Raw genomic sequence first — 22,707 nt, forward strand, 5'->3', positions numbered from 1 at the left:
AGTTAATAGAGTATCAGTAAATTAATCAGACGAGCTAGCAAGTTGAGCAATTTGCTCAAATTGATAGTTTTGGACTAAGGTGGTCAATTTTTCAATTAAAGCACAATGATCATTAGGAATTTGTTTAATTAATTGTAAGACTTTTTTACGATTCAGTTGTGTAGCTTGATCGTGGAGTTGCGCTTTCCAATTTGAAGACATCATTGATAAACTTTCTGTGAACTCTCTCTCTGAACCTGAGTTTGTTCCTTTATCTAGTTGTGTTGTCTTTAATTGCTCTTCATTTTTGATTTCCTCATAAATATAGCTAACCCCCAGATATTGAGCAATTTTTTCCCAAATAATAGCTTCTGAGAAAGGTTTAGGAATAAAGTCATCACAACCTGCTCCTAAAATCTTATGTTTTTCTTCCTTAAAAGCATTAGCTGTTAAGGCAATAATCACTGTTTCTTGATTTTCGGGAGTAGATTTAATCCATTTCGTTGTTTCATAACCATCCATGACAGGCATTCTCATATCCATCAAAATCAGGTGAGGATGCCAAGTTTGCCAACAAGCGATCGCCTCTTCCCCATTACTAGCTTCATTGACTTCAAAACCGACTAAAGATAGTAATTTTTTGAGAAACAAGCGACTTGGAGGGTGATCCTCTACCACAAGAATACGAGAGACTGGTTGATCGGGAGCTAAGGCGATGACTTTTTTTGAGGAGGTTTGAGAGATAACTGCCTCTGATGTACAGGATTCAATGGGAATATGAAACATAACGCAAGTTCCTATTCCTACTATACTTTTAATTTCGATTTCTCCTCCCATCAATTCGATAAACTTACGACTAATTGCTAAACCTAAACCAGTTCCTTCTCCAGAATTACGCCCTGTTTCAGTTTGTTCAAAGGGGAGAAAAAGTTTATTGATTTCATCCGCTGCAATACCTTGCCCTGTATCTTCTACTTCAAACCAAAGTATATAACCTTTTGAAGGTATTTCATTATTTTGAATTGGGGATTCATTATCAGTAAATTTTAATCTTAAACTAACGGTTCCAGTGGTGGTAAATTTTACAGCATTACTCAATAAATTAATCAGAACTTGGCGTAATTTTCCTTGATCGGTGCCAATGTATTTAGGAAGATTATCTGGCCAAGAAAAGTTCATTTGTAATCCTTTTTTTTGCGCTTTCAGCAGAAATAAATTGTCAACCTCATTTAAGAAACTATGTAAATCAAAATTAGATAATGTAAAGCTTATTTTTCCTGATTCTATTTTAGAAATTTCCAGAATATCATTAATTAAAGATAAAAGATGTTCTCCACTACGATTAATACTTTGTATTTGTTGTTTCTGCTCAGAGTCTAGGGTGGTATTTCGATCTAAAAGTTGAGCAAACCCAAGAATGGCATTCAGAGGAGTCCGCAATTCATGGCTCATATTGGCAATAAAAGCACTTTTGGCATTGTTAGCAACTTCTGCTTGCTTCTTAGCAACAGCAAGTTCTTCAGTGCGCTCTTGAACTCGTTTTTCTAAAGTCAGAAAAGACTCCTGTAATTGTTTAGACATTTGATTAAATGATTGAGACAATTCTCCAATCTCATCATCACGATTAAGGCGAATTATTTGGCCCCAATTTCCTGTTGCAATATCTTTTGCCGCCAGATTCAAAACTGCAATAGGATTAGTAATCCAACGTGCTGTCAATATTCCCAAAATAGCAGCTATCACTACTGCAAAACTAGAAAGTAAGAGTGTAGTGCGTGTGTTCGCGTCAATTGCTGCCATAAAGTCTTTTTCTGGGACTACAATGACAATAAACCAATCCAAACCTGGAAAACCACGAAGCGGAGTAACTTGTAGATATTGGCTTTCTCTATTAATATCAAAACTAAGATTTTGAGTGCTAGTTATAGCGTCAAACTCTCCAAAAGTGGATATTAAATATTCAGTGCTTGTTTTTACTAGAGAGTCACTACTTTCATTCGCCTGAATAGGTTCAATTTTCCCATCCTTCTCAATAAAAGGCTGCTCAATAGTAGAGCTAGCAATTAGCTGACCAGATTTTTCAATGATAAAGACTTGACCTGATTGACCAATTTCAAGATTTGATAAAAAGTTACTAATATAAGAAAGCACAAGATCGGTCGCTAAGACACCTTGAAATTTACCCTCTTTATCATAAACAGGATATCCAGCATTGAGAGCAAGTTGATCCCGACTCACCCAAGCATAAACATTACTCCATGTCGGTTCTCCTGAACTCTTATTCGCTTGATACCATTTTCGACGGCGTACATCAAAATCCAAAACTGTTTTGATGAATTCTTCCTGCTGACCTTGATTATCAAGTTTATGGATATTCTTATTTTTGCTCTTCGATTGTATGACAATTTTTGAAATATATGAACCGTCTTCTTGTCGCTCTATGGCAATAAAATCTCCTTTCTCATTGCCAAAGCCAACATTGGGAACAGATTCAAAAAGTTGAATTTGCTTCCATAGATAATATTGAGCACTTTCAACATCCTGAATATCTAAGGCTCCTGATTCAATGGCATTAGAGTTGATACCATTGACAATAAAAGGAGTAGATAGATAGGTTTTTAGATATTGTTGGACACGTCTTGTGACTTCCTGGCGAAGTTTCAGCGACAAATCATTAATCGAATTTTGACTATTTCGGATTGATAAATACTCAACAATTCCCACCACTAAAATAATTTGGACAATGAAAGGAATAGCTAATATCCAACGTATAGAAAGTTTAGGGGGAATTTTGAGCATTTTAAGACTTTTTATAAAATTTTGTTAGCTGTAATCATTACAGCCTGAATATTTTGATTCCGCAATTAAATACCAAATATAAAAGTCTAAATGACAATTAGCCATTGATTTCCTAGTAAGAGTTTAGAGACATTCGACTGAACGTCTCTATTGCTTTTATTTTTTGTTAATCATGGTAAATACAATCTCAATTAAACCGTGAGTTTTGACAAAACACATAGGTATCAAACATTGCTCCCACTAAACTACAGGTAATAGCAATTACTAAACATCCTTGCCAAGGATGGCCACTACCGAAAGTTGCTAAAAATTCCCAAATTTGAGCAATACCAGATTGACCAATTCTCTGTAAACTAGGAAGATGACTAATTACAGCAAAGCTCATCCAACTAGCCCCAATTAACATCATAGGAGTTATAAAGCTAAAGATACTTGCAAGTAGTAAAGAACGTAACAAATCAGTTAAAATACTCATAATAATTAACCATAAGTCCAGCTATAATGCCACCTCAGTAGCAAGTTAACCTATTTGGTTAACCTACTTTCTAAGATAGAGAGCGATCGCTCAAAATCACTAAATCTGTCAGAAAACTTCAATTTTGGTTCAAAAATCTTGTTGAAGATTGGTAAATTTCTCTCATTGTTTGATTTATTGTTGTAATTTATTAATTTCTATTGAGTAAGATTACTTTTCGATTAACTTTTGGGTCATGGGGACAACGAATGTTGGCCGCCACATATTTAGCAGGCCAAGTAGTTGTTCATTTGCTACGGGGCAAAATTTATCGTCGCAATACCATTGAGCAAATGGCGATAGTCGGTCCACAATCCTTACTAATTGTCTTATTGACAGCTAGTTTTGTCGGTATGGTATTTACGATTCAGGTAGCCCGGGAACTTGTAGCTTTCGGTACAGCTAATATGGTTGGGGGGATGTTGGCTCTGACTTTAACGAGAGAACTTGGTCCTGTCTTAACAGCAGTTGTTGTTGCGGGGCGAGTAGGTTCAGCATTTGCAGCAGAAATAGGCACGATGAAGGTGACAGAGCAAATAGATGCTCTATATATCCTGAAAACAGATCCAGTAGATTATTTAGTTATTCCGAGAGTTATTGCTTGTGGTGTAATGATGCCAATCTTGACTTTGTTATGTTTGGTAGCTGCTATAGTTGGTGGATTAGTAATTGCAGTGAATCTATACGATATTCCCCGAAGTATATATATAGATTCTGTCCACAGTTTTCTAACTATTTGGGATTTATGTAGTGGATTAACTAAATCAGTTATATTTGGCGTTTTAATCGCTGTAATTGGTACAAGTTGGGGTTTAACTACTACTGGTGGGGCTAAGGGTGTGGGAAAATCTACGACTACAGCAGTTGTAACATCTTTAATATCTATCTTTATTTTTAATTTCTTTCTATCTTGGGGAATGTTCCAAGGTTTGGGTGGGGCAATGAAGCAAGGTTTGTGAACTAGGGAATAGTCAAAAAATATTGGAGAGTGTCATAAAATGACTAAATCTAGATCAAAAACTAGGAATTTTTCTTAGCCTAGTGAGACAAAGTAAAAATAGACATCTCTTACAATAAAAAATAAAATTAATTATTGCACTCTTAATTTATCAATTATTTCTCCCTATTCCCTACTCCCTATTCCCTACTACCTCTTTTAATAAATTTACATAAAACCATGACTACTATTTCTACCTCAGAAGCAAAACAAACTATTGAACTTACTCCTAGTTATAAAATACCTTTAGTGCTAATAATTGCTGCATTACCTTTGGCATTTTTAGAAAAGTGGGTAAGTATAGCGATCGCTATACTAGGACTTTTTCTATTAGTTCAAACATTAACTATCCGTCTGAAATTTACCGAGACAGCCTTAGAAGTATACCGTTCAGATAAACTTTTACGAAACTTTCCTTATCAAGATTGGCTCAACTGGGAAATATTTTGGTCTCCTATCCCTATTCTGTTCTATTTTAGAGAAGTTAAAAGTATCCATTTTCTACCAATTATTTTCGATCCTAAAATGTTGCAAATTTGCCTAGAAAAATACTTTCCTTTAAATCAGGATTGAAATAGCACTGAGCTATCAGCTTCTCTAAGCTGTATAATAGAGGATTAAAACCCCATTAACAGGCACAATGCGCTTCTTCAAATATATTGGAGGCTTAAACCCTTAAAATTTTGAGCTGACAGCTAGATAATGTTTGTGGAGCATTCCGTCAGGAAAAGCTGATAGGTAGTTAAATGAGATATAAAATTTTGGATTTGAAAAACAAAACTCTTTCTGGGGTAAATACAGTTATTCCCATTTCATAAATTACTATCGCCACACTAAACCTGTGGTTATTTATCCCTCTAATTAATAGCATAAATTTTTGATATTTTTTTCCATGATGTACCCAGACGAAATACAACCACAAGAACAAAAAGAACAATCTAATACCTTAAATGAAATAATCCCTTCAGCTTCGGACTTAGATGAAAAAATAGAAACTCAAACTATTCCTACAAATCAACAAGTTGCTGAGTCTTATGAACCCAATCAACCAATAGAAGTAACATACGTTTCATCGATTGAAGATAATTCTACAGATGCTGCTAGTTTGACTGAGGAGTCTATAACTCCACCAGTTGATAAAATTGAAAAAGAATTGACCTTAGAAGTTTCTGACTTTCAAGAGCAAAAACAAAACTTGACAGAAGAAATAGCTACTCTACAAGAAACTAAGGCTAAATTACAACAAGAAGTAATGGCCCAGACTAAGGCTATAGGACGTCTAGTGCCAGAAGCTTTGAGCCAGTTGGAAGAACGTAAACAAACATTGCAAGTAGAGGTAGAAAAACTAGAGCGTCGCAAAGAACGTATTCAACGAGAGATGCGCACTACTTTTGCTGGTGCTTCTCAGGATTTGGCAATTAGAATTCAGGGGTTTAAAGATTATTTGGTGGGAAGTTTGCAGGATTTAGCTGCTGCTGCTGAACAGTTAGAATTGGCTCCACAGCCAGAGGAATATACTACTCCTGTGGCGGAAAATACTCCTAAATCTCTGAGAAATTCTGAAAATCCCAAATTTGCCGAAATGGGTTTTGAGGAACAAAATAGACAAATTCGCCAGATTCTTGACGAATATCGGAATATGCCTGATTATTATGGCCAACCTTGGAGATTGCGACGTACATTTGAGCCTATTCATGCAGAACGGGTTTCCAACTGGTTTTTCTCTCAGGGTGGTCGTGGTGCCCTAAGAACTATGGGTAGTCGCTTGCAAAATATTTTGGTTGCTTCGGCAATTATTTCTGTACTGAGAGATTTATATGATACCCGAGTACGCGCTTTGGTGCTTGCTAATTCTCCTGAGCGTTTGGGAGAATGGCGTCGGGGTTTACAGGATTGTCTGGGGATTGACCGCCGTGATTTTAGTCCTGACCGAGGTGTAGCTTTGTTCGAGGATGCGGAGATTTTGGCCCAAAAAGCTGATCGGTTCTTGAAGCAGGGCAAGTTACCAATTATTGTGATTGATGATACGGAAGATAAAATTAGTCTTTCTATGTTACAGTTCCCTTTATGGTTGGCCTTTGCTCCTGAACCTAATTCTCAAAACTCAACTGATAGGTTTTAATAAATTCAGAAGTCAGAAGTCAAAAGTCAGAAGTTAGAAATAAAAATTAGTGGAAAATTCAAACTTACTACTAACTAGAAAAAGTCTTAACCGAAAATTATCATAGAAAAAATTTCTGAGGGATGACTTCCTATTTCTGACACACAAGAACAGAAATAAATAAAGATAATTGTATGTCACAAAGGGTGATAAAATCTATATCTTGATCTTTCAATTTGGGTGTTACATATTAATTTTCAACTATTTTATCCAGAGTTTATCCAGAGGAAAAATTATATAAAAATACCTACTTTTGATTGCTCATTCCCTGATTGTAAAATATCAAATTAATGGCTTCGATTACTAATTTTTTAAAGGAATAAATTAATGATTAGTTGGTTAGGATTAAATGGGTTAATATTAATGATTGCCTATCTCTTAGGAGCTACTCCTAGTGGCTATTGGATAGGTTCTTGGTTTTATGGTATTGACATTCGTGAACAAGGTTCTGGTTCCACAGGTGCGACTAATATATTAAGAACCTTGGGAAAGTTGCCTGCTTTGGTTGTGTTAGTTATTGATATTTTGAAGGCAGCATTGGCGATCGGTTTGGTTCGCTATATTTACTCTTTCCTTTTCGTTCATAACTTAACTATTGCTGCTGGAATAACTGATATTTATCTAGCAAAAGAATGGATGGTTATTTTATCAGGATTAATGGCTATAGTAGGTCATAGTAAATCTATTTGGATTGGTTTTAAAGGTGGTAAGTCGGTTGCTTCTAGTCTGGGTCTTTTGTTAGCAATGTCTTGGGTTGTTGGTTTAGGAACACTTGCTGTATTTATTGTTGTTATTAGTATTAGTCGTATTGTTTCTTTAAGTTCTATTATTGCTGCTGTTAGTGTTTCTGGTTTGATGTTTATTACAGGCAAACCACTTCCTTATGAAATATTTGCTATTGTTGGTGGAATGTATGTGATTTGGCGTCACAGCACCAATATTGAGCGACTCTTGGCTGGTACAGAGCCTCGTATTGGGCAAAAGTTATCAACAGAGTCTTAAGTCCAAAACTATTAGACATCTCCAGAAAAGAGGGATTAGGGAGTACGAAGTAGAGACTGGTGCAGGATGACGGAAATAAGTGAGCAGTGACAAAATACTCAAAGCTTTACCAATCAAAACTTCTGAATTTCCCTCCTGCTCCCCTCCTCGGAGGGGTTGGGGGTGGGTTGGGTTAGGGGTGGGTTGACTTCTGACTTCTGACTTCCGCGTAGCGGTACTAGGGAGTAGGGGAGAAAATTGACGGTTTTTTGGTGTGGGATTGATTTAATTTTTTATTTTTGGAGATGTCTATTAATTGTTAGTGATTAGGCGATCATATTCTGTATTCATTTAGTCTATAATTATACCAGGATTTTGATAATTTTTATCACAATAATTGGGTCACGCAACCCCGCCTTTTAAAGCGAAATGTTTTTGGAGGGTTGCCCAAAATCTCCGTTACAAAAACAACTTCTAAATATCATGTCCGATAAGCATAGATATCTTAAGGTAAGGGTAAGGAAAAAGGCTTTAGTATCTAGGAGAGAGGGAAGAAGGGTTAAAAGCACGAGAAAACTTAAATTTCTTATAGATATTAACGGTCTTGTTTACACGTTCTGATACTAGCAGACATGATATAACTTCTGAGTTCTGACTTTATTAATCATCTGTTATTTTTTAATGGCTCTGTAGCTACTTCATTTAAACCTACTGAGTTAAGTAAATTTTCCCATTCTGAAGTAAGTTTTAAATCATTTGGATTAGAACGAATTTGTTCGGCTAAAGTAAACAGTGCTTCATACCATATACCAGCTTCTGAATAAATTAACCAGCGATCGCTCTCTGGAGTTTGCTGTAATTTTGTTGTTAAATCTGGGCTGGGATTAACTCTTTCAATTGAGCCTTCCACCACAGCTTCAGGAATAGGAGTTTCACAGATTAAACGGAATGTCCAGTTATAATTTTTACCTACTTTTAGCTCTGGTTGATCGGTAGGAATTTTAATATCTATAATTCCCTGACTATCAGGGAGTGATACTATATCTTCATAAACCTGTTTTTGAGTAGAATCTTTTAAGATAAATACTCCTGCTGTAGCTTTATTTTCTGGCACATAAATAAATATTGTTGGATGTGATGCTAGGGTTAATTCTTGTCTGTTATTTGTTTTAGGAGTTAAAGGAACTAGAGGTTTTTGATCCTTATAAAAGCAACTACCTCGTGTGCCTCCAGGAACACTATCTCCGGTACCTTTATCGGTTCGTGGAGTAATATTTGCAAATGTACTGCTTGAGAAAGTAATGGTGGATAATCCCAAAAATAATGTCAAAACAAGAGTTTTGATAGTCTTGGAAGATAGTAATTTTTTTTGATAAATATTCATAGTTAGATCAGGTTTGTATTTTTTCTAATTATGGTTTGCTTAGAAATTATTTTCCCTAAAAATCAAAAAATCTTTATTTAACTTTTAGCCTATTCATTTTAATTTTTTAGGGTTCAGAGGTGAGCAGGAGCAATTGGAAAATTTATTCATATTACTATTATATATCGTAGTCATATTCTGGTTATGCAAAAAATATTCGCAGAATTCAGGAAAAAGGAGAATAGTGGAGGATTTTAGAGAATTTTTAAGGGGACAACAAAAGAATATTTTGACTGGCATTTAAGGCGCGTTTTTCATACCAACTTTAAACATATGGGACTTTCCACTGCTGAAATATTTTCGATAAATAATTTATTTTTAGTTAATTAAAAATTATTTTTTACCAATAACCAAATATACATCAACTGGTATTTCTTTTCCCTTAAGATAAAAATTACCCCAAGATTCTACTTGAAATTTTCCACCTAAATGTTCCAAAGTTTCCTGAGCAATTAAAATTCGGCAAATTCCTGGATGACATTCTTTCTCAAAACTTTCTAACCGGGAAGCAATATTAACACTATCCCCAATTACTCCATATTCTAAGCGATTTTTTCCACCTAAACTACCAACTGTTACAGTTCCCGTATAAATTCCTACCCGCATTTTTATTTCTGGAGCACTTTGTTTTTGCCATTGATGATTCAATTCTAACAAATGTTTGTCCATTGCTAAAGCACAATTAACTGCATTTTGAGCATCTATAGCAATTTCTTCAACAGTGTTACGAGGTACTGGTATACCAAATACTGCAATTATTCCATCTCCAGTAAATTTATTGACTATTCCGTGATTATTAATCACAATATCTGTCATGGCACTCAGATATTCATTTAACCAAATCATTAAAGCTTCTGAGGATTTTTTTTCTGAGATAGTGCTAAAGTTTTTTAAGTCAGTAAATAAGATAGTCGCTGTAACTGTTTTGGGTGGTAAAATTCCACTATTAATTAAGTCTGAACGTTCTTGCCAAAGAGCATTAGCAATCTCTGGAGAAGTTTGCTGACCTAATAATTTCATTACCATATTTTGTTGTTGCCATGATTCTTGAATTTTATAACCTATAACTATCCCAGCTGTGATAAATATTCCTGCTGCTGGTGCTGCTACAGGTATCCATCCCATATTCAGAAAAATAGTATAACTAATACCTATTAAAACCCCCAAACTCAGAAAATTCAATAACACTAAAATTAGAGGTTTTCCGATCTGCCAAGCTAGACTAGTACCAACTATTGACCAGCATATAATCCATAATATTTCTGTTGATTCCTCCCAGTACCAAAATAGCTTTCTATCATCAAGAACTGCACTAATAATTTGACTTGTAATTTGGGCATGAACCTCCACTCCTGAAATTTTGAACAACTTGAAAGGACCTAAACTATAAGGAGTAAAAAATAGGTCTTTAGCACTAGGAGCTGTAGTACCAATTAGAACTATTTTATTTTTGACTAACTTGGGGTCAAAATCACCCTTTAAAACATTCGTTATAGTAATTTTGGGAGCAACAGATTTAGGATTACGATAGTTAATTAAAATTTTATATCCTGTATCATTTATTCTTTGGTATCCTCCTGAATTTGATTGTAATTCTTTAAATAATACCTCACCTAATTTATATTCATTATTTTCAGTTAGAGCAGGAAAAATTCCATAGTTTTTAAGATAATTAATGGCTAATTGTAGAGAAAAAGCTGTCAATATTTTATTATTACTATCAGCAGTAAATAGTAAATTACGACGAACTATACCATCTGGGTCAATACTAATATTATTAAACCCAATTCTTTCTTCTGGCATTGTCGCAGGTGGCCTTACGGTGCCAATATATTGATTGTCAATGAAAGTAATAGCAAAAACATTTGGTTTTTGTAGTTGTTCTAATAATTCTGAATGACCAGGTGGATTAGGAATATCTCGATATATATCTAGACCTATTACTGTAGGTTGATGCTTTTGTAGAGACACTAAGACTTTGGCCAAAATTTCATCGGACATCGGCCACTGCTGCAAATATTCAATATCGTCTTCTGTTACCTCTACTATTAACAATCGAGGATCTGGCTCTTCATAAGACCGCAGACGCATCATGCCATCAAATATTCCTACTTCTAGTGGTTGAAATCCTCCTAACTGTCTAAAAAATAGTAAGCTGAGGATGGTAATACCAGAAACGGTAATTACTGGTATTGGTATACTTAGAGAATTAATTTTTTTATTTATCCATTGGCAAAAATTTATAAGCCCCATAATTTTAATGGCCATTAATCCTCTTTCAATCATTTGTAAGCGAGTATTCTCCACACTTATGTACTACTTCAGATAGAGATTGAAACTACCTAATCAATTTTGAGAACAAAAGCATGGAGATTACTGAATTGCACCTCAGTTCACCTACTCATGTCTGAAACCATCTGGCATGATTGTGCCAATGAGAATTGCTCCTTCTAGAGTAGCTCCTTCCAAATTTGCTCCCCCCAGGTTGGCTCCTTCTAAGTTTGCTCCTGATAAATTTGCTCCTACCAAATAGCTACCTCCTAAGTTTGCTCCGGCTAAATAAGCTCCTTCTAAATTAGCACCCTCCATATAAGCTCCCCCAAGATTGGCTCCTCCTAAGTAAGCTCCCCCCAAGTAAGCTCCTCCTAGGTTAGCTCCCCCCAGGTTGGCTCCTCCTAACTTGGCTCCTGCTAGGTTAGCGACTGGTAATTTTGCTTCCCCAAGGTTTGCTCCTCCTAGATTTACTCCTCCTAGTCTGGCTCCCTCTAGGTAGCAGTTTTGGCACTCACGAGTCTCTAACAAAAGTCTAATGTTTCGTTCTACTTGTTGGTTAATCATTATTTAGAATCATTAAAATCTAGCCTAACTATTTATAACTATAATGACTAATACAGCTACTCGTAAGTCAAAAATCAAAAAAATAAAAGTCAAAAGTTTTAAAAAGTAAGGGTTTGAGGATTTTGTAACTGATAACTAGTTTTTTCGAGATGATCCTGTTCTAGTAAAAACTATAGTTAGTATTGCCAGTATTTTCATATCCTTTATACGCATTTTTATACTGTTGTTGACTGGAAATACTTTTACTAATGGATAATTGATAATTAATCCCCAAAGGTTTAAAGCAACTCCAGTTAAGGAGAAGAAGGGGTCATTTTGCTGGCGCACAACTTCTGACTTCGGCTGTCACCGAAATGAAAAGTGTTTGCGTAGCATTACGCAGGAAAGGAAAGCTCCTCTGTCAGGGGCAACTCCTCGGTTTGTGGAGCATTCCGTAGGAAAGGAGGCAAGAAGCAGTTTCCCCTAGGGTGGGATAACGAAGTTTACCTTCCCTCCGGAACGCTACACGTTAGCGGAGCTTTAAGATAGCAAGCCCCATATCCAATCGGTCCGTTTTGCTGACGCATAAATCATTTAGCGGTTCTCTCCGAAATGTTTGCGGAGCATTGTCTCAGGAAAAAGCGGAGCTTCCTGTAGGGTGGGATGGCTAGTGCCGCTACGCGGAAGTCAGAAGTCAGAAGTCAGAAGCGAGTGTGTAATTCTGAGGTCCCCTACGGGGCGTATAAAGTGCGGAAGTAATTCCGCACACAGCCCCTCCAGAATGGAGGTAATTATTCATTATTCATTATCAATTAATGAACAGGCATTGAATTTATATGGTGTTCGTTTAATTAGTGATAAAAAACTTGCTCCTCCTTCTCATCCTGATATATTTTTTATTTCCACTACTTCTCCCTCCTGGCTCCTGACTCCTCCCTGATTATTTATAACTGTTCATTGGGACATAATATTAATCATTATTTTCACAAAGCTGGGCTGGCAATGGGTTAATATTTTTGTATTCTGATAAATAGTTTTCTAAGATTTTCAATTGAGATAAATTAAGACTGTAATATATCCAACGACCATTCTGGCGACTTTGAACCAAGGAAGCTTCCTTAAGATTTTTTAGATGAAAAGATAGTTTTGACTGTGGAACATTCAAGCGATCACATATATCACAGACACATAACTCTTGTTTTTGCAATAGTTCTAATATTTGTATTCGTAAGGGATCAGAAAGTGCATGAAAGCTTGCTGCTACAAAAGTAGGAGATGATTTTAGGGATGTTTGTGGCATTAATTTTTGGAATGATTTGCTTATTTAATTACACATCTCCAGAAATTAAATATTTCTTTTTTCAAACTATTGTAGGAAAGTTATATGGAACTTTCCTACATTCTGTTTCGGAGATGTCTATTACACATAACTAATGTTTATCATATCACATTGTCTAAATTACACTAATGCACCACCGCAGCTAGATCCACAACCTGCGGTACAACCGTAACAATAATTTTCTGTCTGTACTTGTTCAATTATGTCTAAACTATTAGCTTCTAATAATTTAGCTACTGTAATTTTTTCACCTTTCCTTGTTTCAGCCGGAATATTTTCCATTTGATTAAAGTCACAGTCATAAACATTACCTAAATAATCAATTGACAACTCATTTCTACACATTAAGCTTTCTACAGTTTCCCTGTTAAAATTTGACTCTAAAAATTCTAGATAAGGCTGATATATTTTTCGGTTTTCCAGAAATAATTTAGTTCTACCTATAGGTAAATTAGTAATTGTGAACAGTTGATTAAACTCGATATTAAAATGTTCTTTTAAATAATCTTTATAATCTTGTTCTAGATTTTTTTGATTGGGAGGAAGTGCAAACTTATCATTATTGGGAACTGGAGGATTATAAACTAAATCTAAGAACAGACTTTGATTTTTTCCGTATCCTAATCTATTCAAAGATTGCAATGCTCGAATAGATTCATTATACACACCATTACCGCGCATTTTATCAACATTATCTTCTAAATAACAAGGTAAGGATGCAATAATTCTGAGTTGATTTTCAGCACAATATTTTGGAATATCTTCAAATCCTGGCACAAAATAAATAGTTAAATTAGAACGAACAATTACTTCTTTATTCTTGGCTCTTGCAGCTTCAACTAATCGTTTAAAACCATAATTCATTTCTGGCGCACCCCCAGTCAAATCAATTGTTTTAATTTGGGGAAATCTATTAATTAACTCAATTAATTGTTCGCAAATTTCTGGCGTAAGTTCTTCTGTTCTTTTTGGGCTAGCTTCGACATGACAATGACTACAGGCTAGGTTACAACGTTTACCAAGATTAACTTGTAAAACGGTGATTTTTTTCTTAGTTAAGGTTGTACTAAGTTTGGTTTGGAAAAGTGTGAAAGCTGTTTGAATCATTGTCATAAATTTTAATAACTAATTTTAAAAATTGCAGCTAGAGATTAGACAATATAATTAATAAGTATAGGAATTTAACTCAAGATTTAACCCAATAAATTTGATTTATAGTTCAAATATTCCCTTATCTTAAGTATTGCTCTACTTTGGGTAAAGTAGGGTACTGTATCTGCGCCACGAATGGCAATGTTATTTTCTACATAAATATTTGCTGAGTTTTTACCAGAACAGGGGTTAGCTCCAGCACAAGGATTTTATGCGATCGCTCCACTTGTAGTAGTATTTGATACAGTATAAAATTTGGGGTTAGCAATAGAACCAGTAGGTATTCCCCCACTCAAAAAAGAAGTAATAGCAAATGTTAGAAAATAGTTCAGTTTCATAGAAATCAACTTTCCTTATTTTTTTATTATTAATTAGCAGACATCTATGATTAAATCTAGGGAAGCTGAATCTAACCTGAGAAACAATTAAGAGATAGATAATTAATTAATTATATCTAAAAGCTGAAAAATTTGCATTATTATAGAAAATCATGATTTTTTAGTAAGGAAAGACGGTAAGTGTAAAATTTTTAACTCTATTGTTCAGAGATAAATACCCACACATCCCTATCGACTTTATCGTTTTCTCAGAGAAGTAGAAGATATTATTTTAAAAGAACAAAATGACTAAATTCGACTTCAGAAAATTTGTCCGTTGGTGAGTTTATTATTAAATACTTCTCCTTAGTTACAAACTTTTTATTTAGAACCTTATCCAGATATAGGTTGGTCAGTTTTAACACTTTATGAAGAACGATATTTTGATTTAACTGTGGAAATAGTTGCTTGGCTACCAGGAAATATTTCACCTGTTCATAATTATGCTAACTGGGGAATAGTTGCGCTTTTAAGTGGGTTAGAAAAACATACTTTCTGGCAACAAAAAAAATATAGAAAATTTCCTAATAAAATTGCACAAGTTGGGTCTCAAATTTTATAACCAGGAGATATTATTAGTTTGGAGCTAGATGCCATTCATTATGTTGAACCTTTATGAAAAGAGGCAACTATTACTTTTAATATTTATGGAGAAACTAATTTTTCTCAGCGCTTTGAATTTGATACTTTAACTAATACTGCTAAAAATTTTTAGGTAAGCATTTTAGTACTGGAATGCTCCGCGACATTAAGGCGGAGCGAAACAGCTATTAGCATTCAGTTTTTCCTGCGCAATCCTACGCATTCATGAAACGCTGCGTTTCATGTCGGCGACAGCCTAAAACATCTTTTGAAGGTAATAACTTTTACTAAGGTTACCTGATAACCTTTTTCTTTCCTGCGGAATACTGTGCAAACATAACTTTTAATTCTCCTTGGAGACTAATTACTCCTGCCAAAATAATGAATTAATAAATCAATAGCTTTTAAGGTAATTATGACCTAGGAGACTAGCTAATAGCTGACAGCTAAATACTTACTAATTTTCTAAGCTTCGTTCCACATAATCTTAACTTTATCAGGCATAAAACTAGCTATTTCTTCAACTCTCTCTGGAGATAATTCTTCTTTAGTAGCAGAAAAAACAGCTTTAATTACAGTTTCAGGTGCTATTCCTTTAGGTACTCCAGCTTCTTGGTTAACTCTGAAAATAAAAGTATCGCCATCAAATATCAGTGGAGGACGAATTTTACTCAGAAAAGCAACAAGTGGGTTATTATCTTTCCAAAGTTCTCCTATTTCATCTGGGTCTGATTTTTCACTACTAGAAGCTAAGTCTGAGGCGACTTGATTAGATGCTTGTGTTGTCATCAAATCACGCATTGTCCTAAATACAATAACACTAATATCTCTAGCATCATAAATATCTGGTAATCCTGCTTGAATCTGAACTTTCTGGAGAAAAGGTACAAATTTTTCATCTACAGGAACTTGTTGAGAATCAGTCATAATTATATCCTTGATTTTATTAGATTATTTATATAATATCATAAGCTAATATGCTTTGTAAGAATAATAAATATAGGGAGTAAAACGAATATAAAAGAAAGAATAGAGAAAGAAGTCTAAGCTATCAACACTTTTCTGAAAGTCTATATCTAGAATTCACAATTTTAATGTGTAATACCTTATAGACAAATACGAAAAAAATTACTGCTAAGATAATTTTTGTCGAGTAGTTAATGTATTGATGAACCAGCATAGATAATAGGTAAGCAAATAGCTATTATCAGTCAGATTTTAGGAAGAAAAATGAGTAACTATTCGTTTGATTTATATCACAATCAATTCCAGTAAGTAGTTCAAAAAATTGAGTAATCTTAAATCATTAGTAAGTAGCCAATGTGCTTCTATCAATACTTTTAATTATTGCTTAATTTTTCAATTATGATGCCTCATTCAAAGGAAATAAGCTAATAGCTGATAGCTTATATATGACGACTAAATGCTTAAAATAGTAGGTGAATAATTTTCATTTTCCTATATTTATTTGCTGTTGATTAGGAGGAGTTGTAAACCCAGTTTTATCAAGAACATAGACCACTCCAACTGATAAAATTGCCCCCACTACTAATCCAACTGCTATTAACATTAAAATAAAGCGTTCTAGCATTACCTTAGTTTCAGGATTATAAGCTTCTATGATTTCCATTTGCTCATTTTCATTTTCTTCTGACTCAACTAAATGATTATCTAGAGGCTGAGAATTGGAATTAGGGATTCTATTCATTGGTACTTGATATTTAACTATAACGCTTACTATATTATCGTAGTTTCGTAAAAAAACGTAAGCATTCAGCTATTAGCTAGCCTCTTGCAGAGGAACTGCATTAATACCAGTCAGCAATAAAAATTAAGTCAGCTATTAGTCATAGCTTCATAATTTACCGGAATAATTAAGGTTTAAAACCTCTCCTTTTAAGGAGAAACAAGAAAAAATTTTCCCTACCGCCTCAATCCTCTCCCTAAAAGGAAGAGGTAATTATCAATTATTCATTATCAATTATTGAAAGCACTTTTCATTTCAGTAGACCACAAAGAAGGGACATTCCATGGAAGGTCTCTAGAGGATTATCATTTTTTATACCAGCAAAAAACCTAACTATTCAAAAATAATAAATAAGGTGTTAAAGTAAGTTCGGTAAGTTACTCTACCCAACTCGTATTTAGAACCGGAAATGAGACTTTCATCTCCAAATTGGCTCCTCTGTTATAGCTAATAGCTGATGGCTGACGGCTGAATACTTATAAAAAAACTATAGGGGTTTGGTTTCTAAACCAAAGTAAAAAAGGGATTTGCAGGCCAAACCCCTAAAAGAAAATATTACAACCTATTTAGGATTGTTATAGCTGATATCTATATTGGGCAACATTCTACAGAAAATTATGACTTAGCAACAATCAGAAGGAGTACAACAATTACTATTATTATTAATGTTTGTTATTTGATAATCTAAACCTTTAGTTTCTCTAGGATGCCGAGTTTTTTCATCTCTACAGTCAAAATTTTCTGCCATATCTAAAGGAATATTTGTATAAGGTTCAATCGGCAAAAAATCCTGATGGTAAGGACCATTTTTATCTGTATAAATCTGGAAAGTCTTATCACAGACAGCCATTCTTTTACCTCTATATAAAGTATGACCATCATCATCAACTACCTGTTTCCAGGGACCTTGATAAATTACAGCTTGATTTCTTTCTAAACATTCTCCTTCTTTTCCTTTAAAAGCACGAACTGTCAGAGAGCGAAATTCTATTCCATCAATTACTTGCCAAGGTTTTTCCTCACGTTTAAGAATTTCAATGCCATAAAAACCAGCTTTTTCAAACATTTCTAGAAAAATATCTTCTCGAAATGCTCCAGCAATACAGCCACTCCATAATTCTGGGTCGTTCATAATTTCTGAAGTCGGGTTTTCATCGCAGACAATATCAGAAATAACAGCTCTACCTCCTCGTTTTAATACTCTATGAATTTCCTGAAATAATGTCTGTTTATCTTGGGGGCGGACTAAGTTCAACACACAATTAGAAATTACAACATCAACACTATTATCTGGAATCAAAGGTTGTTCTTGGCGAAGAGCATTACACTCATATTCAAAAGCAGCTAAAGCATCGATAGATGTAATCGGATTTGCTGTAAGCCAATTTTGCACTAAGTCTAAGTCTAAAGCTAAATCTTGGATTTTTCCCTTGACAAATTTAGTATTATTATATCCAATTTTTGCAGCGATTTTATCTTGATATTTCCGAGCTAATGCCAACATATCATCATTAAAATCTACCCCAATTACTTGCCCCTCTGCACCAACTTTTTGAGCAATAATATAGCAATTTTTTCCAGCACCAGAACCTAAATCTACAACTGTTTCTCCGGGAGATATGTAGCGGGTAGGGTCTCCACAACCATAATCTTTTTCAATAATTTCTAGAGGTAAAATATCAAGATAGTTTTCCTCATAGTCCGTTGGGCAACATAGGTCAGGTTGTACTTGTTGAGCGCCTTCTTGATAACGTTCTAAAACTGCACTTTCAATGTTGTAATTAGCAGTCAATTCTTCATTTTTAGTTGTATCGTTCATTGATAAATCTTGTTCCAAGTTTTCCAGATTCATTATATTTACCAAATAATTAAACTGAAGAAGCAAACATTAAGTAAAATTTTACAAAGTCTAGTCTAGACCTTGTATGATTTACTCAATTTATACCATGTTGAAAAAATAAGCTGTTGTGCATTTAAACGACTTATTATTTTTGTTTACCTCTTGCAAAGGAAAAACCTTATTACTTCTGACTTGCTAATACCCATTTAAAATGCGTATTAGCTTACCCCTACATTAACTTTTTGGTTTTAGGTAAGGTTGGCATATATAGAGGTCATATTCTTAGATTTAAAGATCAAAGGTCAATTTTTCCCAGCTCCCATTTCTCAGTTCCCTATATTTTTACTGTAACTATCTTTTTTGAATTTTGTATACATTTTTATTTAAAACATTTTTAGATGAGTATTTGCTGAGAAAAATTAAAAAATCAGATAAGATCCATCAACAAAATTTGGTGTTGAGAGCCAGCCAATTTGATTAGTAAATTTATTTATAGAGCTTTTCTTTTTTATTCTTTCTTCACGGTTGTAGAGAAAGGGTAATAGTCTCAAATAAATATAGTAATTCTCAAATAGGTGAGATATATATTTTGGATTGTATACCAATTACCAACAAGTAATGCTATACTTAGGTAATATTTAAATTATTAAGTAATTAACACAGAATGAATATTTTTTTTAATAATTATTAGCCAATTAGCGTTAATTATTGATGTTTTTACTTCTCCCCCACTCCTCTACTCCCCTACTCAAGAAAGTGTAGAAAAGTTTTTGAGAAATGGTATTAGAAGATAGGAAATAGGAAATTAGGGAAGATAAAAAAATACTTTACCCAATTAATATCATGTTATAACCGCGATTGCCAGATTTTACCTGACATCTAATAGACATCTCCAGAAAATAAACAAGCTCTTTATTTAACCATTTCACTTAACAACTATAGAGTTGTAAAAGCCAGCCACTAAATAATTTTTCGTGCTTTTTTCGTGAAAATATCTTACCAATGAATAATTGATAATTAATCAATTCGGTTTAAAGCCTTCTATTTCAAGAGAAAAGAAATTGTGATTTATGATAATTCAATCAAGTACTGTTTTAACCAGAGGTAATTATCCATTATTCATTATCCATTATCAATTAATGAACTGTTGCCAGATGAGTTACTCCAGCCAAAAATCTATATTTTTTTCAGCATTTAATACCTTCTGCCTAAGTTAATCACGCAAAACATAACCCACCCCTCGCACAGTTTGAATTAACCGTTTTTCCTGATTAGCTTCTAACTTCAAACGTAAATAACGAACATAAACTTCAATAATATTTGAATCTCCCATAAAATCATAACCCCAGACAGTTTCCAAAATTCTATCTCTTGTCAAAACTTGCCGAGGATGAGCCATTAAATATTCTAATAAATCAAACTCTTTTGCGGTTAATTCAATTTCCCTATTACTGCGATAAACTTCCCTCGTACTTCTGTTTAAACTTAGGTCATCAAACATTAGTAAATCGGGATTAGGTTCTTGAGTACGTCTGAGATTTGCCCGGACTCTAGCCAATAATTCTTCAACACTAAAAGGTTTTAACACATAATCATCAGCTCCGGCATCTAAACCAGCCACCCGATCAGTCACATCATCTTTAGCTGTTAACAAAATAACTGGTACTTTATCCCCAGTAGTTCGCAACCGACGACATAATTCTAACCCCGATAAACCTGGTAACATCCAGTCAAGAAGTATTAAATCTGGCTTAATTTCCCGTGCCATTGTTAGCCCAGTAAATCCATCATTAGCCACAGTTACTTCATAACCTTCATATTTAAGTTCTAGCTCTATAAATTGAGCTAGTTTTTCTTCATCTTCAACTATCAGAATCTGAGATGACATTTGCTTTTTAATTTCTATACTTTTTACTATTCTACTATAGGAAAAACTTTGACACCTTTAATAGTAATTTCGGAATTTATCGGAGGTTCCAAAGAAGGATTTAAAGGGTAAACTTTACCATCAAATTTCAAAGTAACAGTCTCAGATTTTGCTCCACCACCGCGGACCTCAACAACTAAATCTCGCCAGCCATTAGTTTGAGTTTCACTAACTGTAAATGGCTGATGAATGAGGCTAGAACTCGATAGAAACTCAAACTTGTTTTCCCCACCCTGAAAAATAAATAAACTACAACCTCCAGTTCCACACCAATCTTGTGTAGTCATCAAAACTAAAGCATCTTTAATACCATCATCATTTAAGTCAATATATTCTGTTTTGTAAGTTTGCTCGGTCTCTAAATTAACACCTAATTCTTGTAAATAAGAATTGAGTGCCTCAGTTAAATTATTCTGTGTTTTTTCATCTACATTTTTACCTGTTTGCTCCAGAGACATGGAACTAGAGGGAGATTCTGGTATTGGTGAAGACTGGGGATTTTCGGAAGTAGTATTTTCTGCTGGCTGACCACAACCAAAACTAACTAATAATATTCCACAAATAATACTTAATTTTATTGTGCCCATATTTTTTCAGCTCCGAGTAAATTAAATATGCTCTAATTCAATTATCAGTTATGACTGAAAGAATGTTAATATCAAAATCCGAGCTTAGTATAGTTTTTTTTGATAATTGGTATTACCTAATTGCTGACTCAAATACTTCCCTTAAAAATCAGTAAAACTCATAAATTTTGTTATTAACAAACCAGATTTATATTAGCAGTATAAAGGCGAAAAAAAATAATAGCTAAGTTCTGATAGCTGAATCCTTACCGAATTATTAATAATTAATAATAATTCTGGTTTAAAGCCTCCCCTTTTAAGGGAAAAAAAAGTGCTAGGATATTTCTTTATCTTCAATCTGATGGTTTTAACCAGAGGTAATTATCAATTATCAATTATCAATTATCAATTATCAATTAATGAAATTGCTATTATTCAACTTCCGGCGCTATGATTGGAAATTTTTCTCCTTTCAAATAAGCATCAAAATTTTGTTTAAAATAAATCCAAGAAGTTACATCATCCCGATCCAAAAGAGACTTAGCAGCATTTTTAAATAAAGGAACACGAGTATTAATTTCATCTTGAATTAATAAAGGTAATTCTGTCAGACTAGCCACCTTCCCACCCCAAGCACTATAAATAAGATTACCAGGGCGATCGCCCATTTTCATCCATGGTAACCAAGGGCCAACTCTATCCCATGCCAACATTACCTTAGACACAGAAGTAGTCTCAGGATTTTGCAAATCTGCGGTAGATACTGTCAACTTAAACAGTTCGGTGGCTTGATAGAGAGATTGGGGACTATATTCAGCAAACTTCGGGTCATCGCCTAGGGGATTAGGATAGCTAGAAAAAAGGTCAAACTTATAAGTAGTTAACTCCTCATTAACTAATGCTGGCATTGGCCTTTTAAATAACCCCTGTACTGGATTATTGGCCACATGAAGCACTGGCAAAATTTCATCAGTCCAGGGATTTTTCCAAGTATCTAACTTTTCTTCTGTTTTGGGGTCAAGATAAAAGGTCAGTTCCCTAGAAGTAAAATCCCAACCTCCCTCAAATTTTGGAATACATCTAGCCACACTCATCCCTACTATTTCAAACAAATGCTGTTTAGGTTCCCCTGGAATAAAGGAATGAACTGAACCATGCCAAGTGAGAAAAGATTGTTGAGCATCGGTACTAGCACGGACTTTCACCCAGTCTTTTGCCTCAAGTAGTTTTTTTGTGAGATTGACCATTCGTTTGCTTTTGTAGTTTTTTGTCTATAATAATACAGCAATTAGCATTCAGCTACTTAGCTATAAGCCTGATTTTTTTTCTTTTGTTATTTGCTTTGATGATTACTGAATCTAATTTATTAACTGAATAAATTTTATATCTCCTTGATTTTCAATCATTTTAATTAATTACAATCAAAATCAATTTTGTGGTAGATTGAGAAGAGAAATTTTATCAAAATAATTAGGTTTAAAACCCTGCCTTTTAAAGCGAAATGTT

At 34.2% G+C, this 22,707-nt stretch carries 19 protein-coding genes; 5 read left to right on the forward strand and 14 right to left on the reverse strand.

Annotated elements, in window-relative coordinates:
- Positions 1–21 precede the first annotated feature (21 nt).
- Together ACP6PL_RS18075 and ACP6PL_RS18080 are read right to left on the reverse strand one after the other, a co-directional pair.
- Positions 22–2,778, reverse strand: a complete 2,757-nt coding sequence (locus ACP6PL_RS18075; RefSeq protein WP_426546660.1) for a hybrid sensor histidine kinase/response regulator — start codon at positions 2,776–2,778, stop codon at positions 22–24.
- 187 nt (positions 2,779–2,965) lie between these two features.
- Positions 2,966–3,253 carry a hypothetical protein gene (locus ACP6PL_RS18080; protein ID WP_426546661.1) on the reverse strand — a complete coding sequence of 96 codons (288 nt, stop codon included), beginning with the start codon at positions 3,251–3,253 and terminating at the stop codon, positions 2,966–2,968.
- A gap of 200 nt (positions 3,254–3,453) precedes the next feature.
- On the opposite strand from ACP6PL_RS18080, the gene ACP6PL_RS18085 reads away from it, so the two are divergent.
- The 4 genes from ACP6PL_RS18085 to plsY all read left to right on the forward strand — a co-directional run bounded on the left by ACP6PL_RS18085 (position 3,454) and on the right by plsY (position 7,452).
- Positions 3,454–4,251, forward strand: coding sequence for an MlaE family lipid ABC transporter permease subunit (locus tag ACP6PL_RS18085; RefSeq protein WP_426546662.1), 798 nt, complete (start codon positions 3,454–3,456; stop codon positions 4,249–4,251).
- Positions 4,252–4,469: 218 nt separating this feature from the next.
- Positions 4,470–4,862 carry a DUF3119 family protein gene (locus ACP6PL_RS18090; RefSeq protein ID WP_426546663.1) on the forward strand — a complete coding sequence of 131 codons (393 nt, stop codon included), beginning with the start codon at positions 4,470–4,472 and terminating at the stop codon, positions 4,860–4,862.
- A gap of 319 nt (positions 4,863–5,181) precedes the next feature.
- Entirely contained in the window at positions 5,182–6,411 is a 1,230-nt protein-coding gene (locus ACP6PL_RS18095) for a DUF3086 domain-containing protein (RefSeq protein WP_426546664.1), read from the forward strand.
- Between the two features lie 366 nt (positions 6,412–6,777).
- Entirely contained in the window at positions 6,778–7,452 is a 675-nt protein-coding gene (gene plsY / locus ACP6PL_RS18100) for a glycerol-3-phosphate 1-O-acyltransferase PlsY (RefSeq protein WP_426546665.1), read from the forward strand.
- A 643-nt stretch (positions 7,453–8,095) separates the two neighbouring features.
- On the opposite strand, the gene ACP6PL_RS18105 is transcribed toward plsY, so the two are convergent.
- The 6 genes from ACP6PL_RS18105 to ACP6PL_RS18130 form a co-directional block, all read right to left on the reverse strand.
- A complete protein-coding gene (locus ACP6PL_RS18105) occupies positions 8,096–8,815 on the reverse strand; it encodes a DUF928 domain-containing protein (protein WP_426546666.1) in 720 nt (239 codons plus the stop codon).
- Between the two features lie 372 nt (positions 8,816–9,187).
- Complete coding sequence (locus tag ACP6PL_RS18110; RefSeq protein ID WP_426546667.1) at positions 9,188–11,161, reverse strand: CHASE2 domain-containing protein; 1,974 nt, start codon at positions 11,159–11,161, stop codon at positions 9,188–9,190.
- A 90-nt stretch (positions 11,162–11,251) separates the two neighbouring features.
- Positions 11,252–11,692, reverse strand: coding sequence for a pentapeptide repeat-containing protein (locus ACP6PL_RS18115; RefSeq protein WP_426546668.1), 441 nt, complete (start codon positions 11,690–11,692; stop codon positions 11,252–11,254).
- A 949-nt stretch (positions 11,693–12,641) separates the two neighbouring features.
- Entirely contained in the window at positions 12,642–12,971 is a 330-nt protein-coding gene (locus ACP6PL_RS18120; RefSeq protein WP_426546669.1) for an ArsR/SmtB family transcription factor, read from the reverse strand.
- Positions 12,972–13,130: 159 nt separating this feature from the next.
- A complete protein-coding gene (gene arsS, locus ACP6PL_RS18125; protein ID WP_426546683.1) occupies positions 13,131–14,117 on the reverse strand; it encodes an arsenosugar biosynthesis radical SAM (seleno)protein ArsS in 987 nt (328 codons plus the stop codon).
- A 254-nt stretch (positions 14,118–14,371) separates the two neighbouring features.
- Positions 14,372–14,500, reverse strand: coding sequence for a hypothetical protein (locus tag ACP6PL_RS18130; RefSeq protein ID WP_426546670.1), 129 nt, complete (start codon positions 14,498–14,500; stop codon positions 14,372–14,374).
- Positions 14,501–14,933: 433 nt separating this feature from the next.
- Here ACP6PL_RS18130 and ACP6PL_RS18135 point away from each other — a divergent pair, with 433 nt between their 5' ends.
- A complete protein-coding gene (locus tag ACP6PL_RS18135) occupies positions 14,934–15,101 on the forward strand; it encodes a hypothetical protein (RefSeq protein ID WP_426546671.1) in 168 nt (55 codons plus the stop codon).
- A gap of 485 nt (positions 15,102–15,586) precedes the next feature.
- On the opposite strand, the gene ACP6PL_RS18140 is transcribed toward ACP6PL_RS18135, so the two are convergent.
- From ACP6PL_RS18140 to ACP6PL_RS18165, 6 genes are all read right to left on the reverse strand, one after another.
- The gene (locus tag ACP6PL_RS18140; RefSeq protein WP_426546672.1) at positions 15,587–16,048 is read right to left on the reverse strand and encodes a DUF2267 domain-containing protein; all 462 of its coding nucleotides are present in this window, start codon (positions 16,046–16,048) and stop codon (positions 15,587–15,589) included.
- 523 nt (positions 16,049–16,571) lie between these two features.
- Positions 16,572–16,829 (reverse strand): hypothetical protein, encoded by a 258-nt coding sequence (locus ACP6PL_RS18145; RefSeq protein WP_426546673.1) that lies wholly within the window; start codon positions 16,827–16,829, stop codon positions 16,572–16,574.
- Between the two features lie 661 nt (positions 16,830–17,490).
- Complete coding sequence (locus ACP6PL_RS18150) at positions 17,491–18,687, reverse strand: methyltransferase domain-containing protein (protein WP_426546684.1); 1,197 nt, start codon at positions 18,685–18,687, stop codon at positions 17,491–17,493.
- Between the two features lie 1,234 nt (positions 18,688–19,921).
- Positions 19,922–20,596 carry a response regulator transcription factor gene (locus ACP6PL_RS18155; RefSeq protein WP_426546675.1) on the reverse strand — a complete coding sequence of 225 codons (675 nt, stop codon included), beginning with the start codon at positions 20,594–20,596 and terminating at the stop codon, positions 19,922–19,924.
- A gap of 26 nt (positions 20,597–20,622) precedes the next feature.
- Positions 20,623–21,222: a hypothetical protein gene (locus tag ACP6PL_RS18160; protein WP_426546676.1), complete on the reverse strand. Its 600-nt coding sequence runs from the start codon at positions 21,220–21,222 to the stop codon at positions 20,623–20,625.
- Positions 21,223–21,632: 410 nt separating this feature from the next.
- Entirely contained in the window at positions 21,633–22,448 is an 816-nt protein-coding gene (locus ACP6PL_RS18165) for a DUF1838 domain-containing protein (RefSeq protein ID WP_426546677.1), read from the reverse strand.
- Between the last annotated feature and the right edge of the window lie 259 nt (positions 22,449–22,707).

The organism is Dapis purpurea BLCC-M126, assembly GCF_050015975.1.
Lineage (GTDB): Bacteria > Cyanobacteriota > Cyanobacteriia > Cyanobacteriales > Microcoleaceae > Trichodesmium.

Excerpts from the sequence above, each read along its gene's own strand:
- ACP6PL_RS18075 (WP_426546660.1), bottom strand. The coding sequence starts at position 2,778 with ATGCTCAAAATTCCCCCTAAACTTTCTATACGTTGGATATTAGCTATT.
- ACP6PL_RS18080 (WP_426546661.1), bottom strand. The coding sequence starts at position 3,253 with ATGAGTATTTTAACTGATTTGTTACGTTCTTTACTACTTGCAAGTATC.
- ACP6PL_RS18090 (WP_426546663.1), top strand. The coding sequence starts at position 4,470 with ATGACTACTATTTCTACCTCAGAAGCAAAACAAACTATTGAACTTACT.
- ACP6PL_RS18095 (WP_426546664.1), top strand. The coding sequence starts at position 5,182 with ATGATGTACCCAGACGAAATACAACCACAAGAACAAAAAGAACAATCT.
- plsY (WP_426546665.1), top strand. The coding sequence starts at position 6,778 with ATGATTAGTTGGTTAGGATTAAATGGGTTAATATTAATGATTGCCTAT.
- ACP6PL_RS18105 (WP_426546666.1), bottom strand. The coding sequence starts at position 8,815 with ATGAATATTTATCAAAAAAAATTACTATCTTCCAAGACTATCAAAACT.
- ACP6PL_RS18115 (WP_426546668.1), bottom strand. The coding sequence starts at position 11,692 with ATGATTAACCAACAAGTAGAACGAAACATTAGACTTTTGTTAGAGACT.
- ACP6PL_RS18120 (WP_426546669.1), bottom strand. The coding sequence starts at position 12,971 with ATGCCACAAACATCCCTAAAATCATCTCCTACTTTTGTAGCAGCAAGC.
- arsS (WP_426546683.1), bottom strand. The coding sequence starts at position 14,117 with ATGATTCAAACAGCTTTCACACTTTTCCAAACCAAACTTAGTACAACC.
- ACP6PL_RS18130 (WP_426546670.1), bottom strand. The coding sequence starts at position 14,500 with ATGAAACTGAACTATTTTCTAACATTTGCTATTACTTCTTTTTTGAGT.
- ACP6PL_RS18140 (WP_426546672.1), bottom strand. The coding sequence starts at position 16,048 with ATGACTGATTCTCAACAAGTTCCTGTAGATGAAAAATTTGTACCTTTT.
- ACP6PL_RS18145 (WP_426546673.1), bottom strand. The coding sequence starts at position 16,829 with ATGAATAGAATCCCTAATTCCAATTCTCAGCCTCTAGATAATCATTTA.
- ACP6PL_RS18150 (WP_426546684.1), bottom strand. The coding sequence starts at position 18,687 with ATGAACGATACAACTAAAAATGAAGAATTGACTGCTAATTACAACATT.
- ACP6PL_RS18155 (WP_426546675.1), bottom strand. The coding sequence starts at position 20,596 with ATGTCATCTCAGATTCTGATAGTTGAAGATGAAGAAAAACTAGCTCAA.
- ACP6PL_RS18160 (WP_426546676.1), bottom strand. The coding sequence starts at position 21,222 with ATGGGCACAATAAAATTAAGTATTATTTGTGGAATATTATTAGTTAGT.
- ACP6PL_RS18165 (WP_426546677.1), bottom strand. The coding sequence starts at position 22,448 with ATGGTCAATCTCACAAAAAAACTACTTGAGGCAAAAGACTGGGTGAAA.